Origin of the sequence: Microbacterium azadirachtae (assembly GCF_000956545.1) — a bacterium.
Classification (GTDB): domain Bacteria; phylum Actinomycetota; class Actinomycetes; order Actinomycetales; family Microbacteriaceae; genus Microbacterium; species Microbacterium azadirachtae.
The window spans coordinates 25,381-40,180 of the sequence record NZ_JYIT01000054.1; the positions used below are offsets into that span (position 1 = coordinate 25,381).

Annotated in this window: 10 protein-coding genes; 3 read left to right on the top strand and 7 right to left on the bottom strand. The window is 73.0% G+C overall.

Annotated features, from left to right (window positions below):
• Window positions 1-73 precede the first annotated feature (73 nt).
• From RL72_RS02665 to RL72_RS02690, 6 genes are all read right to left on the bottom strand, one after another.
• Window positions 74-1,588 carry a PucR family transcriptional regulator gene (locus tag RL72_RS02665; RefSeq protein WP_045249258.1) on the bottom strand — a complete coding sequence of 505 codons (1,515 nt, stop codon included), beginning with the start codon at window positions 1,586-1,588 and terminating at the stop codon, window positions 74-76.
• The gene (locus RL72_RS02670) at window positions 1,585-2,619 is read right to left on the bottom strand and encodes an S-methyl thiohydantoin desulfurase domain-containing protein (RefSeq protein WP_248700349.1); all 1,035 of its coding nucleotides are present in this window, start codon (window positions 2,617-2,619) and stop codon (window positions 1,585-1,587) included. Before RL72_RS02670 ends, RL72_RS02665 begins: the two co-directional genes overlap by 4 nt.
• 53 nt (window positions 2,620-2,672) lie before the next feature.
• The gene (locus RL72_RS02675; RefSeq protein WP_045249260.1) at window positions 2,673-3,767 is read right to left on the bottom strand and encodes an S-methyl thiohydantoin desulfurase family protein; all 1,095 of its coding nucleotides are present in this window, start codon (window positions 3,765-3,767) and stop codon (window positions 2,673-2,675) included.
• Window positions 3,764-4,891, bottom strand: a complete 1,128-nt coding sequence (locus RL72_RS02680) for an S-methyl thiohydantoin desulfurase family protein (protein WP_045249261.1) — start codon at window positions 4,889-4,891, stop codon at window positions 3,764-3,766. Before RL72_RS02680 ends, RL72_RS02675 begins: the two co-directional genes overlap by 4 nt.
• Before the next feature lies 1 nt (window position 4,892).
• Complete coding sequence (locus RL72_RS02685) at window positions 4,893-6,440, bottom strand: hydantoinase/oxoprolinase N-terminal domain-containing protein (protein ID WP_045249262.1); 1,548 nt, start codon at window positions 6,438-6,440, stop codon at window positions 4,893-4,895.
• Window positions 6,441-6,523: 83 nt separating this feature from the next.
• Complete coding sequence (locus RL72_RS02690; protein WP_045249263.1) at window positions 6,524-7,858, bottom strand: purine-cytosine permease family protein; 1,335 nt, start codon at window positions 7,856-7,858, stop codon at window positions 6,524-6,526.
• A gap of 242 nt (window positions 7,859-8,100) precedes the next feature.
• Here RL72_RS02690 and hutH point away from each other — a divergent pair, with 242 nt between their 5' ends.
• The 3 genes from hutH to hutI all read left to right on the top strand — a co-directional run bounded on the left by hutH (window position 8,101) and on the right by hutI (window position 12,644).
• Entirely contained in the window at window positions 8,101-9,642 is a 1,542-nt protein-coding gene (hutH, locus tag RL72_RS02695; RefSeq protein ID WP_045249264.1) for a histidine ammonia-lyase, read from the top strand.
• Complete coding sequence (gene hutU / locus RL72_RS02700) at window positions 9,635-11,311, top strand: urocanate hydratase (protein WP_045249265.1); 1,677 nt, start codon at window positions 9,635-9,637, stop codon at window positions 11,309-11,311. The genes hutH and hutU overlap by 8 nt, the downstream gene beginning before the upstream one ends.
• A gap of 100 nt (window positions 11,312-11,411) precedes the next feature.
• Window positions 11,412-12,644 (top strand): imidazolonepropionase, encoded by a 1,233-nt coding sequence (gene hutI, locus RL72_RS02705; protein WP_045249266.1) that lies wholly within the window; start codon window positions 11,412-11,414, stop codon window positions 12,642-12,644.
• Window positions 12,645-12,794: 150 nt separating this feature from the next.
• Here the strand turns inward: hutI and RL72_RS02710 are convergent, their stop codons facing one another.
• A complete protein-coding gene (locus RL72_RS02710; protein ID WP_045249267.1) occupies window positions 12,795-14,657 on the bottom strand; it encodes a glycogen debranching N-terminal domain-containing protein in 1,863 nt (620 codons plus the stop codon).
• Window positions 14,658-14,800: the final 143 nt, after the last annotated feature.

Below are 14,800 nucleotides of genomic sequence, written 5' to 3' on the forward strand. Positions count from 1 at the left end.
GGGCTCACGCACCCAGGATCCCACGCCTCGGACGGCGACGGGAGCTGTCGTCTGCGGTCGCGCCCGTGCCGGCTCAGCGGTCGCGCACCGCGCGACAGGCCAGGTGCACGGCCAGGCGCGTCTCGGGGTCGGAGAGATCGAGCCCGAGCAGCTCCTGCACCCGGCGGATCCGGAGCGCGACCGTGTTGCGATGCAGGTTCAGTGCCTGCGCGGTCGCCACGAGGCTCGACTCGTGATCGAGGTAGGCGGAGAGCGTGGGCCGCAGATCCGGACCCGCGTCGTCCAGGGGCGCGAGCAAGGAAGCCGCGGCCGGCACGAACGTGTCGTTGCCGGTCCAGGCCAGCAGCAGCTGCTCGAGTCCCAGGCTGTCGACCCGCACGAACCAGCCCGTGGCCGACCGGGAGGCCGCGATGCGCGCCGCGTCCGCCGCCTCGTCGAGCGTCGTGGCGAGCCCCTGCGGGCCGCGCTGCAGCGACCCCACCCCGGTGGCGACGGCGAACGACCGGGCGACCTCCCCGTGCAGCGCACGCAGGCCCTGCACGTGGCCCTCGATCGCCGCCGGCGCGGGAGTCGCGGAGAAGGCCAGCCAGCCGCTCACGCCGCGCCCCGCCGTGGTGACGTGCGCCTCGGCCCCGATCCCTGCGAGCCCGGCGCGCACTGCCCTCAGCAGCCGCAGCGGATCGAGCCGGCCCCGCCCGATCATCCGGAAGCCGAGATGGTGCCCTGCGGTGCGCCAGCCGCGCTCGGCCATGCGGCGTTCGACGTCGTCGTCGGCGAGTCCTCGCGCGTCCACGAAGTCGCGCAGCAGCGCGGAGGACGCGGACACGTCGTTGACCTCCGCGACCTCGTCGATGAGGATCCGCGCGGCGATCGCCGGCATCGCCACCTCCGCCGCGACGGACAGCGACGCGAGCTGGCTCTCGCCCAGACCCTCGCCGAACACCACCAGGCGCAGCCCGGGCCGGCTCGGACTGTCCACGCGCACGGAGGCGGCCGCCTGCCCGTCGGTGCGCGCGAAGTCGACCCAGGGACGGAAGTCGATCGCCGGCAGGAGCCCCGGATCCAGTTCCCCTCCGGCCTGGTGCAGGATCTCGGTCTCGTCCACCAGGGCGAGCGCGTAGCCCAGGTTCGCCGAGACCTGACGCAGCAGATCGGGCAGGTCCCGCGCGGTGTACTCGAAGGACTGTGCGACCTTGCGCACGTGCGCGAGCGTCAGCGCGTCCTGCGCCTGCAGGAGCATCCAGCAGGCCCGGGCGAGCGGGATCGGCTTCTCCACGTCCAGCACGCAGATGCCCAGCCGCTCCGCGAGGCGCTGCGCTCCCGGGTCGAAGCCGGCGGCTCCCGGCATCGCCACGCCGCGGTAGCCGCGCTCGTGGATGCGCCGCAGCAGCGCGTCCTGCTGCCAGGGCGTCGTCGGAGCCGCCGACATCAGCACCGCCAGCGTCGCCACGGTGCGGGGGAGCAGATCGCTCTCGGACGACTCCACGACGACGTCGTCCCAGGCGGCCGACGCCGGTCCGGCGATGCGGCGCAGGCCCCCGGTGTCCGGGTGCGCCTGAAGCCCCGCGAGGGAGAGCCGAGCGCTCATGCGGCGTCCAGCTCGCGCAGGCCGTACGTGGAGGGCAGCACCCGGCGCAGGCGCTCCGGCCGCTGCAGCCACCAGTCCGGCGCGGGCAGCGACAACACGGCGACGCGCCGTCCCGGCGTGAGATCGGTGACCTGGAGGATCTCGCGCGACACCGTGTCCAGCACGACGATGATCGCCGGCGCGGAGGCGAGCAGCGCGCCGTCCCGCAGCACCGCCAGCGTCTCCGATCGGGTGACGACCCGGTCGACCGAGCCGTCCGGGCCCGTGATCTCGACGGTCTGGACGTGCGGATCCGAGGCGTACGGGGCGATCCGGTCGATCCTTCCCTCCGTGAGCAGACGCGCTCCCAGCGCCGCGGCCAGGGTGGGCATCGGCGCGGCGAGGGCGCCGACGAAGGCGCGGCCGAGCTCGAGCGCGCGACGCTGATGCCCCGGGATCGCGTGTTCGCGCAGGTCTCCGACCGTGAAGCCGGCGAGCACCGCGGCACCGGTCCCTCCCGCCTGGATGATGGCCGAGCGGATGATCCGTTCGGCGTCGACGGCCCGGTCCGTCTCCACGAGCGCGACACCGCCGGCGCCGCTGTCGCACGTGAAGACCAGCCCCGGCACGCCGTCGACGAACAGCGACATCTGGTCGAGCTCCGGCACGGCGCGGCCCGTGCAGTCCGCGTCCACGATGGTGCGCTCGCCGGCGAACAGCAGCGGGACGAGGCTGTTCATCCCGCCGCCCTCGATCGAGCACACCGCCGGGATCCGATGTCCCAGCCAGCGCTCCGCCGCGGCCACGAGCGGGGCGAACGGGGCGAGGCCCGGCATGCGCTCCCCGAGCAGGATCGTCGATCCCACGAAGGCCGCCCCGAAGCAGGGCGTCGCAGGATCCAGATCCTCCACGGACTCCAGCCGGCGCTCGCCGCGACCGTCGCCGGCCAGCATGAGCTCGACCATCGTCGTCGCGCCCCCGCCGCCCGAGCCGAGCAGCGCGCACCCGCGCGCGAGCGCCGTCACGTCCTCGGGTCGCATTCGCCACGCCATCGTCCCAGCGTAGGAGGTCGGGGCGCCGTCGGGCCGACGGTGACGGCGCGCGCTCAGGATGCGGGGCGCTCGACGGGCAGGAACGCCTCGTCGAGACCGAAGGCGGCCGGCCCGAACGCCTCCAGCGCGGCGGGGGTGCGCATCATCTCCGGCGTGGAGATGCCGAGCACCCGCACGCGCTGGCCGTAGCGCAGGCCCTCGGTCGTGATGGGCTCCGCGGTCTCGTGGTCGACGACGCAGATCAGATCCGGCACGATCGCGACCAGCGCGCCGTCTCGGTGCGCGGTGAGGTTCTCGTTCTGGAACCGGATCTCGAACGTCCCGTCCCCGTCGAGCGGCGCGATCACCGCGCGGCCCTTCGCGAAGCCCTCGGTCGTGCGCCGCTCGACGTCGACGACCTTGCCCGTGCACAGCTCGCGGACGTGCGGGTACAGGGTCGTGGAGAGCACGTCGGCGATCGCGGCGAACGGGGAGCGGTGCTGCTCGCGCGCCTCGCGGATCGCCCGGCCGAGGGCGAGCGCCATCGAGATCGTGCGCGGCACCGCGGTGCGCCGCACGTCGGCGCCCGTCATCGCGTACTCCGCGATGTGCCCGACCCCGCCGAGGCGGATCGTCACGGCCCGGGCCAGCCACTCCATCTGCCGGTCGTCGTCGCCCGTGTCGATGAGCACGGTCTCGCCGCGCTCTCCGGCGAGGGCGAGCGGCGAGCCGTGCACGCCGTACACCGCGAAGGTCTCCATCGACAGCTCAGGGAACGCCCGGCCCATGCCGTCGGCGTCCACGACCGGCAGCCCCGTCTCCGCGGCGACGACGAGCGGGATCATTGAGTTGATGCCGCCGCACTCGATCGGCATGGTCGCATCCGCCATGCGGCCCAGGTGCGCCTCCAGGGCGCGCAGCGCCTGGGTGGGCTCGGTCCCGGCCGGGATCTTCTCGACCATCACGGTCGGCGCGCCCATCTGCGCCGTCGGGATCACGAACAGATCGTCCGCGAGCTCGTCCGGATCCAGGATGGTGATCGACCCCTCGCCGAGCACGCGCTCGACGAGCTTGCTGCCGATGTACGGGTCGCCGCCGCCTCCTGTGCCCAGCAGCGTGGCGCCGCGGGCGAGGTCGGGGAGGTCGGCCGCGGTGAGGATCCAGCTCACTTCGCCTCCTCTGCGGCCGCGATGCCCGACACCGTTCCCGTCGACACCGCCCCCGTCGACACCGTCCCGTCGAAGCGGTGCGCGGGAAGGTCGTAGCCGAAGTAGCCGGGCCCCACCATCGCGAGCGCCTCGGGGCAGTGCCAGCGCTCGTCGGCCGGCGCAGCCAGCACGCGCACGCGCTGGCCGTAGCGCAGCCCCTCGGTGGTGACGGGCTCCCCGGTCTCGCCCTCGACGACCATGATCAGGTCGGGGGTCGTGGCGAGGATCCGCCCGTCGGCCTCCGCGACGAGATGCTCGTTCTGGAACTGCAGTGTGAGGACGGTTCCGCCCTCGCCCTCGATCCGGGCGCGACCGCGCGCGAAGCCCGTGGTGGTCGCGCGCTGCACGTCCACCACCTTGCCGTCGAACAGCTCGCGGCCGTCGAGCAGCGCCACGGCGGCCGTGACGGGATCCGTCTTGCCCTCGCGGGCGTCGGCGATCGCGCGGCCGACCGTGATGCACCGCGACAGGGACCCGCCGACGAGGCCGGCGCGCGCCTGCGCACCGGTCATCGAGAAGCCCGCGATCATCGTGGAGCAGCCCATCTCGACCGTGGCCACGCGGGCGATCCGCTCGGTCCAGCTGTTGTCGATCGTCTGCAGCACGGCGACGTTGCCCTTCTCGTCGCTCAGGGCGAGCGGGGAGGCGGTCACGCCGATGAGGGTCGGCAGCACCATCTGCAGCTCGGGGAAGGCGCGCCCCATGCCGTCCGCGTCGATGAGCGGCAGGCCCAGTGCGGCCGCCGCGGCCACGGGGATCGTGGAGTTGACCCCGCCGACCTCCGCGCACGCGATGTGCGTCACGGGGCGTCCCAGGTGCGCGCCGAGGGCGCGCACGGGCTCGATGACCTCGTCCAGGCTCGGGAGCTTCTCGACCATGACGGTGGGCGCTCCCATCATGGCGACGAACAGCACGTGCGCGTCGTCGGGCAGCTCGGAGAGGTCGAGCACCGCGACGGGGCCGTCCGCGAGCGCCTGCCGGGCGAGCAGGGATCCGATGTACGGGTCGCCGCCGCCGCCGGTGCCGAACAGCGCGGCGCCGCGGGCGAGGTCCTCGACCTGCGCCGTGTCGATCTGCCAGCCCATCTCAGGCCCCCATGTCCAGGTCGCCGACCGCCTTCGCGCGGATGCGCGTCGCATTGCCGGGCAGATAGGGGATCGGCACCTCGTCGAAGTCGATGATCGACACCGTGGAGGGCCGGGCGCCCGCGGCGATGGCCTTGTCGACGGCCTCGGCGCGGATGGCCGCGATGGTCTCGTCGCGCTCGCCGGGGGCGATCGCATAGACCTTGTCGATCTCGCCGCCGACCTGGGCGATCGAGGCGCCGATCGCGTTGGCGACGGCGTAGTTCTCCGGGCGGTGCACCGTGCCGAACAGCGGGAGCTCGTCCGGCAGCAGGATGGATCCGCCGCCCACGGCGACGACCGCGATCGGATCGGGTGACGTGCGCATGCGGTCAACGGCCTCCGAGACGCGCTCCGCGATGCGGTCGAGCACGCGCGCGACGAAGGCGGGATCCAGGTGCGCGACCTTCGACGGGTCGCCGACCTCGGCGCGCCCTGCGGCGACGGCGATGTCGGTCGCGGTCAGCGTGGATCCGCCGAACACGAGGGCCTCGGTGGTGAGCCGGTAGCCCACCGACGCGGGCCCCACCTCGGCGGTCTCGGGATCCACGATGCTGCCGCCGCCGATGCCGAGGGAGAGCACGTCGGGCATCCGGAAGTTCGTGCGGATCCCGGCCACCTTCACCTCGTTCGCGGTCTCGCGCGGGAACCCGTTGACCAGCAGGCCGATGTCGGCGGTCGTCCCGCCCACGTCGATCACGGCGCAGTCCTGCAGTCCGCTCGTCGCGGCCGCCCCGCGCATGGAGTTGGTCGGGCCGGAGGCGAAGGTCGCCACGGGGTAGCGGCGCACGTAGTCCTCGTCCATGAGGGTTCCGTCGTTCTGGCTGAGGAAGATCGGGGCCTCGATGCCGTGCGCGCGCACCGCGGCGGTGAGGCCGTCGACGATCTCGGACGCGAGCTCGCGCAGGGCGGCGTTGATGATGGTGGCGTTCTCGCGCTCGAGGATCCCGATCCGCCCGATCTCGTGCGAGAGCGAGATCGCGACCTCGGGGCCGAGCACGTCGCCGACGATCTCGGCCGCACGCACCTCGAGGTCGTGGTTCACGGGGCTGAACACGGAGGAGATCGCGACCGAGCGGATCCCGTGCGCCTTCATGTCCTCCGCCGCGGCGCGCAGCTCGTCGGGGTCGAGGGGCGAGATGGGGCGGCCGTCGAACTCGTACCCGCCGTGGGCGAGGTAGCTGCGCGCCTGGGCCGCCTCGACGAGCACCTCGGGCCAGTCGACGAGCGGGGGCAGCGCGCGGGTCGCGGGGAGGCCGAGGCGCAGCGCCGCGGTCGGGGCGAGCCGGCTCGCCTGCACGAGCGCGTTGATGAAGTGCGTGGTGCCGATCATCACGGCGTCGACGTCGGACCCCTCGAACGGGTGCCGGGCGCGCAGATCCTCGATCGCCTGCACGATCCCGCTGGTCACGTCCGCGGTGGTGGAGTGCTTGACCCCGGCCAGGGTGCGGGTGCCGTCCATGAGGACGGCGTCGGTGTTGGTGCCGCCGACGTCGATGCCGATGTGCATGGTTCTCGCTTTCTCGGAGGGACTGGAGGATGGTCCCGTCGCGGGGCGTCGGAAGGCGCCGCACCCCGCGACGGAGTCGGTGGTCAGGCGGCCGCGGTCTCCGCGGGGTCGGCCTGGCGGGTGGGGACGCTGCCCACACCGCGGACGAGGCCGAGCTTGCCCGCCGCGATGTAGAGCGCCATCGAGAGGAACAGGCTGATGAGCGAGGGGATGCCCCACGTCACGAAGTAGCCGACGAGCGCGGAGATCAGCCAGATCACGATCGTGGCGGGCACGATCCGCGGCGCGGCGGCCGGAAGCACGCCCGCCTCGCGACTCTCGTCGAGCTCTCCGCGCCAGCGGCGGACCACGAAGTACTCGGCGACCATGATGCCCGCGATCGGCGGGAACGCGACGCTCAGCACGATGAGGAACTCGGTGAACTGCCCCAGGATCCCCGCGGCGGCGAGCACGGAGCCGACGATGCCGAGGACGATCGTGGTGGTGACGCGGTGCAGGTTCTTCCCGAACGTCGTGGAGATGAAGTTCACCAGTCCCAGCGTCGAGGAGTACAGGTTCCAGTCGTTGATCTTCAGCGTGCCGGTGATGACGATGATGAGGCCGATGAGTCCCACCGAGCTGGTCACGATCGCGACGATGTCGCCCGACTTGGCGGCGTGCGCGAGGAGCACGCCGGCCAGGCCGATCACGAACTCGCCGAGCGTGACGCCCACCACGGTCTGCTTCACGACGTCGGCGCGCGAGCGGTTGAAGCGGGTCATGTCGCCGGTGATGATGGCGCCCACGATGAGGCCGCCGGCGACGATCCCCGTGCCCGCCCAGACGCTGATGTGCGGGCCGGGAGCGGGGCTGGACAGCAGCGCGCCCAGGTCGTGGCGGCTGAGCTCGGAGACCACCGACCAGCCCACGAGCACGAGGAACAGCGGCACGGTGATGTTCGCGAGCCACTGCATGCCGAGGAAGCCGAAGGCGACGATCGCCGTGACGGCCAGGCCGAACAGCAGGCTCCACGTCCAGGTCGGCAGGACGCCGGGCATGAGCGCGTCGAGCGACTGCGCCGAGATGGCGGACTGGATCCCGAACCAGCCGATGAGGCTGATGCCGATCGCGAGGCCGACCAGCGAGGCGCCGATCTCGCCGAAGCCGGTCCAGCGGGCGAGCAGGGCGGTGTTCAGGCCCTCGCGCTGGCCGATGAAGCCGACGATGCACATGATCACCTCGAGGATCAAGGATCCGAGGAGGAAGGCGAGCGCCGCCTCGCCGAACGTCATGCCGTAGCCGAGTGTCGCGCCGAGCAGGAACTGGGAGAGCGCCGAGACCTGGCCGAAGCGCTGCACGGCGATGCCGAACCAGGGCTTTCGCGCTTCGGGGGTCACGCGGGAGAGGGCGAAGTCGTCATGCGTGGCGATGGGGGCCATGGTCGTTTCCTTCGGGCGGGGAATGGTTGCGCCCACGCTAGTTCCGCGCCTGACGGCACACCATGTGCGATCTGCACGAATATCGCCGGTCTCTGGACGCATCGCACAATCAGAGGCGACGGCGATGTCGGGGTGTGCGCGGTCCTCGCCTTCTCCGCGCGGTATGCCGAATGTCTGGGATCGCAGACAGGCGATGCCAGATCGCCCTCGGCCGGACGGGGGAGAAGGTGTGGAATCGTCTCATGCCCCACACTTCCCCCGTCGTCATCGGTGCGGCGCCCCTGCGCCCCGAGGACGTCGTCGCCGTCGCCCGTCACCACGCCCCCGTCGCCATCGACGCCGGAGCGCTCGACCGCGTCGCCGCCGCCCGCGCAGTCATCGACGGCATGGCCGCCGACCCGAACCCGCACTACGGCGTCTCGACCGGCTTCGGCGCCCTGGCCACCACGTTCATCGCCCCCGAGCGCCGCCGTCAGCTGCAGCAGAGCCTCATCCGCTCGCACGCCGCCGGCACCGGCGCCGAGGTCGAGACCGAGGTCGTCCGCGCGCTCCAGCTGCTGCGCCTGCAGACTCTCGCCTCGGGCCACACGGGCGTGCGCCCGCAGGTCGTGCAGACCTACGCCGCGATGCTCAACGCGGGCATCACCCCGATCGTCCGCGAGTACGGCTCGCTCGGCTGCTCGGGCGATCTGGCTCCGCTGGCCCACGTCGCGCTCGCGAGCATGGGCGAGGGTGACGTCCGCGACGCGTCGGGCGAGAAGGTGCCCGCCGCCGACGCGCTCGCCGCGGCCGGGATCGAGCCGCTGCAGCTCGTGGAGAAGGAGGGCCTCGCCCTCATCAACGGCACCGACGGCATGCTCGGCATGCTCGTGCTCGCGCTGCACGACCTCGAGGATCTGCTGATCACGGCCGACATGTCGGCGGCGATGTCGATCGAGTCCCAGCTCGGCACCGACGCGGTGTTCGCGGCCGACCTGATGGCGCTGCGTCCGCAGATCGGCCAGGCCGTCTCCGCGGCGCACCTGCGCGCCTTCCTCGGATCCTCGCCGATGGTCGCCAGCCACAAGGGCCCGGACGACGGGCGCGTGCAGGACGCGTACTCGCTGCGCTGCTCGCCGCAGGTGCACGGCGCCGCGCGCGACACGGCGTCGTACGCGACCACCATCGCCGAGCGCGAGCTCGCGAGCGTCGTCGACAACCCGGTGGTGACGAGCGACGGACGGATCGAGTCCAACGGCAACTTCCACGGCGCGCCGGTCGCGGCCGTGCTCGACTTCCTCGCGATCTCGGTCGCCGACGTCGCCTCCGTCGCCGAGCGCCGCACCGACCGCGCCCTGGACCCGGCCCGCAGCCACGGTCTGCCGCCGTTCCTGGCGGACGAGGTCGGCGTGGACTCCGGGCTCATGATCGCCCAGTACGCCGCCGCCGGCATCGTCTCCGAGCTCAAGCGGCTCGCGGTGCCCGCCTCGGTCGACTCGATCCCGTCCTCGGCGATGCAGGAGGACCACGTGTCGATGGGCTGGGCCGCCGCCCGCAAGCTCCGCCGCGCGATCGACGGCCTCGGCCGCGTCCTCGCGATCGAGATCCTCACCGGCGCCCGCGCGCTCGACCTGCGCGCGCCGCTCGAGGCGGGCCCCGCCACCGGCGCCGTCCGCGACCTCGTCCGCACCGTGGCCGGCGGCCCCGGCCCCGACCGATTCCTCTCTCCCGACATGGAGGCCGTGACCGCGCTCGTGCAGTCCGGCCGGATCGCTGCGATTGCGAAGGAGCACGCGAATGACTGACACCACCCCGACCCTGTCGGACCCGACCCGCCACATCCGCGCGATCCGCGGCAATGAGCGCACGGCGAAGAGCTGGGGCGCCGAGGCCGCCAAGCGGATGCTCATGAACAACCTCGACCCCGAGGTCGCCGAGCACCCCGAGGACCTCGTGGTCTACGGCGGCACCGGCCGCGCCGCGCGCAGCTGGGAGGCGTACGACGCGATCGTGCGCACCCTCGACGAGCTCGAGCCCGATGAGACCCTGCTCGTGCAGTCCGGCAAGCCGGTCGGCGTGTTCCGCACACACGAGTGGGCGCCCCGCGTGCTCATCGCCAACTCCAACCTCGTGGGCGACTGGGCGACCTGGCCCGAGTTCCGCAAGCTCGAGGCCGAGGGCCTGATGATGTACGGCCAGATGACGGCCGGATCCTGGATCTACATCGGATCCCAGGGCATCCTGCAGGGCACGTACGAGACGTTCGCCGCGGTGGCCCGCTCGCTCGGCAGGGACTCGCTCAAGGGCACCCTCTCGCTCACCGGCGGCGCCGGCGGGATGGGCGGCGCGCAGCCGCTCGCCGTCACCCTGAACGAAGGCGCCTGCCTCATCGTCGACGTCGACGAGTCGCGGCTCGCCCGCCGCGTCGACCACGGCTACCTCGACGTCTACTACACCGACCTCGATGAGGCCGTCGCCCGGGCCGTCGCCGCGAAGGAGGCCGGGGAGGCCCTCTCCGTCGGCATCGTCGGCAACGCAGCCGAGGTCTTCCCCGAGCTGTTCCGCCGAGGCGTGCCGATCGACGTCGTGACCGACCAGACCAGCGCGCACGACCCGCTCGCGTACCTGCCCCTCGGCATCACCGTCGAGGACTGGAAGGCCGAGGCCGAGCGCGACCCCGAAGAGTTCACCCGCCGGTCGCGCGAGTCGATGGCCGCCCACGTGGCCGCGATGGTGGCGTTCCAGGATGCCGGCGCCGCGGTGTTCGACTACGGCAACTCGATCCGCGCGGAGGCGGTGCTCGGCGGCTTCGACCGCGCGTTCGAGTTCCCCGGCTTCGTGCCGGCGTACATCCGTCCCCAGTTCGAGGAGGGCCGCGGCCCGTTCCGCTGGGCCGCGCTGTCGGGCGACCCCGAGGACATCTACAAGACCGACCGCGCCATCGCGGAGCTCTTCCCGGAGGACGCGGCTCTGCACCGCTGGCTGGAGAAGGCCGGCGAGAAGGTGCACTTCGAGGGTCTGCCCGCCCGCATCTGCTGGCTGGGCTACAAGGAGCGCCACCTGGCGGGCCTGAAGTTCAATGAGATGGTCGCGTCCGGCGAGCTGTCGGCTCCGATCGTCATCGGCCGCGACCACCTCGACTCGGGCTCCGTGGCCTCGCCGTATCGCGAGACCGAGGCCATGAAGGACGGCTCCGACGCGATCGCCGACTGGCCGCTCCTCAACGCCCTGCTGAACACGGCGTCGGGCGCCTCCTGGGTGTCGCTGCACCACGGCGGCGGCGTCGGCATCGGCCGGTCCATCCATGCCGGTCAGGTGACGGTCGCCGACGGCTCCGCCCTCGCCGCCGAGAAGCTCGAGCGCGTGCTCACGAACGACCCGGGCACCGGCGTCATGCGGCATGTCGACGCCGGGTACGACCACGCGAAGGACATCGCGCGCGAGCGCGGGCTCAAGGTCCCGATGGGGCTCTGAGCGGAGCTCGGACACAGACGCGTCCCGCTCTGCGCACCTCGTCGGGGGATGGGGGAGCGCAGGGCGGGACACGACCATTTCTCTGGGAAGGCGGCGGGACATGCGGATCCTGATCACGAACATCGGCGAGCTGACGACGAACGTCCCGGTCGGCGAAGACCCCTGCGGCACTCTGCACGACGCGGCCGTCCTGATCGAGGACGGCCGCGTCTCCTGGGTCGGCCCGGCCGCCGACGCCCCCGTCGCTCCGTCTATTTCTGCCGAACCGTGGGGTTCGGCCCCCGCAGGCATCAGTTCGGCAGAAATAGACGGAGGGGTGGAGGTGGTGGACGCCGGGGGGCGGGCCGTGATCCCCGGCTTCGTGGACAGCCACAGCCACCTCGTGTTCGGCGGGGACCGCGCCGCCGAGTTCGAGGCCCGCATGCAGGGGCAGAAGTATGCCGCGGGCGGCATCCGATCGACCGTGGCCGCCACGCGCGCCGCATCCGACGACGAGCTGCGGATCCGCCTGCGCGGCTTCCTGGACGAGATGCTCGCGCAGGGCACCACGGCCGTCGAGATCAAGAGCGGCTACGGCCTCGACGTGAAGACCGAGGAGCGTCTCGTCCGTCTCGCCGCCGAGGTCACCCCCGAGGTCACGTTCCTCGGCGCCCACGTCGTGCCTGCCGAGTACGCCGACCGCGGCGACGACTACGTCGACCTCGTCACCGGGGAGATGCTCGACGCCTGCGCCCCGCACGCCAAGTGGATCGACGTGTTCTGCGAGACCGGGGCCTTCAGCGTCCCGCAGTCCCGCCGTGTGCTCGAAGCAGGCATCGCCCGCGGACTCCAGCCGCGCGTGCACGCGAGTCAGCTCGGCCCCGGCGAGGGGGTGCGGCTGGCGGTCGACCTCGGCGCCGCCTCGGTCGACCACGGCACCTACCTCACCGACGAGGACGTCGCGGCGCTCGCCGGATCCAGCACCGTGCTCACGCTCCTGCCCGGCGTGGAGTTCTCGACCCGCCAGCCCTATCCCGACGCCCGCCGCCTCATCGACGCCGGCGTGACCGTGGCGATCGCGTGCGACACGAATCCCGGATCGAGCTTCACCTCGTCGATGCCGTTCTGCATCGCGGTGGCTGTGCGCGACATGCGGATGACGGTCGCGGAGGCGATCCACGCCGCCACCGCCGGAGGGGCCGCGGCCCTGCGCCGGGACGACATCGGCCGGATCGCGCCCGGCATGCGCGCGGATCTCGTGCTGCTGAAGGCCGCGAGCCGGGTGCACCTGGCGTACCGCCCCGGCGTGCCGCTCGTCGCCGCCGTCTGGAAGGACGGCGTGCGCGCGGTCTGACGCCCGGGGCCGGGCCCGGCCCCGGCACGCGCGACGCCACGATCTGCACGCATCGCGACGATCCGCACACCGATCCGGTCGGACCGTGTGCGGATCGTCGCATCGTGTGCGGAACGTCGCGGCTCAGGAACCCCGCGCGCCGGATGGGACTCAGCCCAGCGCGTCCGCGCAGACCACGGCCGCCGCGGCGGACCACGCCTGCGGGCGGCACGACGCCGGATACGGCACCGGGGCGACGCCGAGCGCGCGGGCGTCTCCCGCGTGCAGCTCGGGCATCCGGTAGTCGAAGCCCTCGGCGGCGTCGACGAGCTGCTGCGCGATGTCGGCGGCCTCGGCCCGCAGCCCGGCGCGCAGCATCCCGTGCACCGCGATGGCGGTGTCGTGCGCCCAGACGCTGCCGCCGTGGTAGCTCAGCGGCCAGAATCCTGCCGCGCCCGACGACATCGTGCGGATCCCGAACCCGCTCGACATCGAGTCGCCGAGCAGCAGCGCCGCGCAGGCGCGCTCCTCGTCGGGGTCGAGGATCCCGGTGCCGATCAGGTGGCCGATGTTGCTCGTGAGCGTGTCGACCGCCGCGCCGTGCGCGTCCAGCGCGATCGCGGGGTAGCGGCCCTCGGACGTCGACACCCAATAGGCGGCGCGGAAGCGGGCGCGCAGATCCGCCGCCCAGGCGCGCAGCGCCTCGCCGCCGTCTTCGCCGAGCGCGTCGAGCAGGTCGGCGCCGCGCACCGCGGCCTCGTACGCGTAGGCCTGCACCTCGCTGAGGGCGATGGGTCCCTCGGCGAGGCGTCCGTCGCGCCACTGGATCGAGTCGCCCGAGTCCTTCCAGCCCTGGTTCGCGAGTCCGTGCCCGGTCTCGTCGACGTAGTCGATGAACCCGGATCCGCTCGCGTCGCCGTGATCGATCATCCAGCTCAGCGCCGCCCGCAGGTTCGGGAGCAGTGCGCGCACCTCGTCCTCAGGCATGCCCGCGTCCCGGGCGTCGGCGAGCAGGCACACCCACAGCGGCGTCGCGTCGACCGTGCCGTAGTAGAGCGGGGGGAGATGCACGCCTTCGCTGGGCAGGGAGAGCGCGCCGCTTCGCAGCTCGTGCGGGATCTTGCCCGGGGCCTCGGCCGTGGCCGGATCCTTCCGGGTTCCCTGCAGGCGGGCGAGCACGCGCAGCGTGGAGGCGGCGATCGTGGGGTCCTGGCGGAGCGCGAGCCGCGCGGCCCAGATCGAGTCGCGCCCGAAGAGGGTGAAGAACCACGGTGCGCCGGCGGCGTAGAACGCGTCGTCCGGATGCGCGGGCAGGGCGAGGCGCAGGGCGGACAGGTCACCCGCGGCGCGGTGCAGCCAGCGGCGCAGGCGCGGATCCCGGGTCTCCGGGACCGCCGGGTACGCGGGCGCTCCCGGCGAGGCCACCACGAGCGTCGGATCCTCGAGCGCCAGGTCGATGCGGAAGCCCGCCGTCGAGCGGGGCGGCAGGACCGTGCCCCAGCGGATCACCAGGGCCGCCTCCTCGACGGTGATCGTCGCCTCGGGCGCGCTCACGGCGAACGACGCCGCACCCGAGGAGGCGCGATCGCCGTCCCACCCCCAGGCCCCGGCGTCGGCCAGTCCCGCCTTGACGCGCTGGAGCGGCTCGAAGTCCGGCATGAGCCGCACGGTCACGGCGATCGGCAGCGGCACCTCGCGGTGCGACGAGATCCGGATCTCCTCCGAGAGCCCGCCGGAACGCACGGTGCGGGTGCGGTCGATGCGCACCTTGGGATCGGGCTGGTCGTCGTCGACGCCGCGCAGCACGCCCGTGAACACGGCGCGCTGCGGCGAGGGCGACGAGGAGGCGATCGCCTCGATGGCGGTGCCGTCGACGGCGACCGTCAGTGCCCGCACATGACGGACGTCGCCGTGGTAGATGCCGTGGATGGGGGCGGATCCCATGTCTCCGGTTTCGTCCGACCACACCTGGGTCGGCGCCTGGAGCGCGATGACGGCGTCGTTCAGGAGGGGCTGCAGCGGGGTGTCGGTCATGGGGCTCCTTCGTGAGGGGCGGGCGTGTGCGGGGCCCTCATCGCGATCGGCGCGGTGGCCGCCTGGCGCGCCAGGCGGCTTTCCCCGGACCGCGCCCGGCTGGCGCTGCTCACCGCGCTGTGGCTGCTGCTGCCGACCGCGGC

What these genes read in the sequence shown, in the direction of transcription:
- RL72_RS02680 (WP_045249261.1), bottom strand. Translation starts at nt 4,891, where the DNA reads ATGGGCTGGCAGATCGACACGGCGCAGGTCGAGGACCTCGCCCGCGGC.
- RL72_RS02665 (WP_045249258.1), bottom strand. Translation starts at nt 1,588, where the DNA reads ATGAGCGCTCGGCTCTCCCTCGCGGGGCTTCAGGCGCACCCGGACACC.
- RL72_RS02690 (WP_045249263.1), bottom strand. Translation starts at nt 7,858, where the DNA reads ATGGCCCCCATCGCCACGCATGACGACTTCGCCCTCTCCCGCGTGACC.
- RL72_RS02685 (WP_045249262.1), bottom strand. Translation starts at nt 6,440, where the DNA reads ATGCACATCGGCATCGACGTCGGCGGCACCAACACCGACGCCGTCCTC.
- hutH (WP_045249264.1), top strand. Translation starts at nt 8,101, where the DNA reads ATGCCCCACACTTCCCCCGTCGTCATCGGTGCGGCGCCCCTGCGCCCC.
- RL72_RS02710 (WP_045249267.1), bottom strand. Translation starts at nt 14,657, where the DNA reads ATGACCGACACCCCGCTGCAGCCCCTCCTGAACGACGCCGTCATCGCG.
- RL72_RS02670 (WP_248700349.1), bottom strand. Translation starts at nt 2,619, where the DNA reads ATGGCGTGGCGAATGCGACCCGAGGACGTGACGGCGCTCGCGCGCGGG.
- hutI (WP_045249266.1), top strand. Translation starts at nt 11,412, where the DNA reads ATGCGGATCCTGATCACGAACATCGGCGAGCTGACGACGAACGTCCCG.
- hutU (WP_045249265.1), top strand. Translation starts at nt 9,635, where the DNA reads ATGACTGACACCACCCCGACCCTGTCGGACCCGACCCGCCACATCCGC.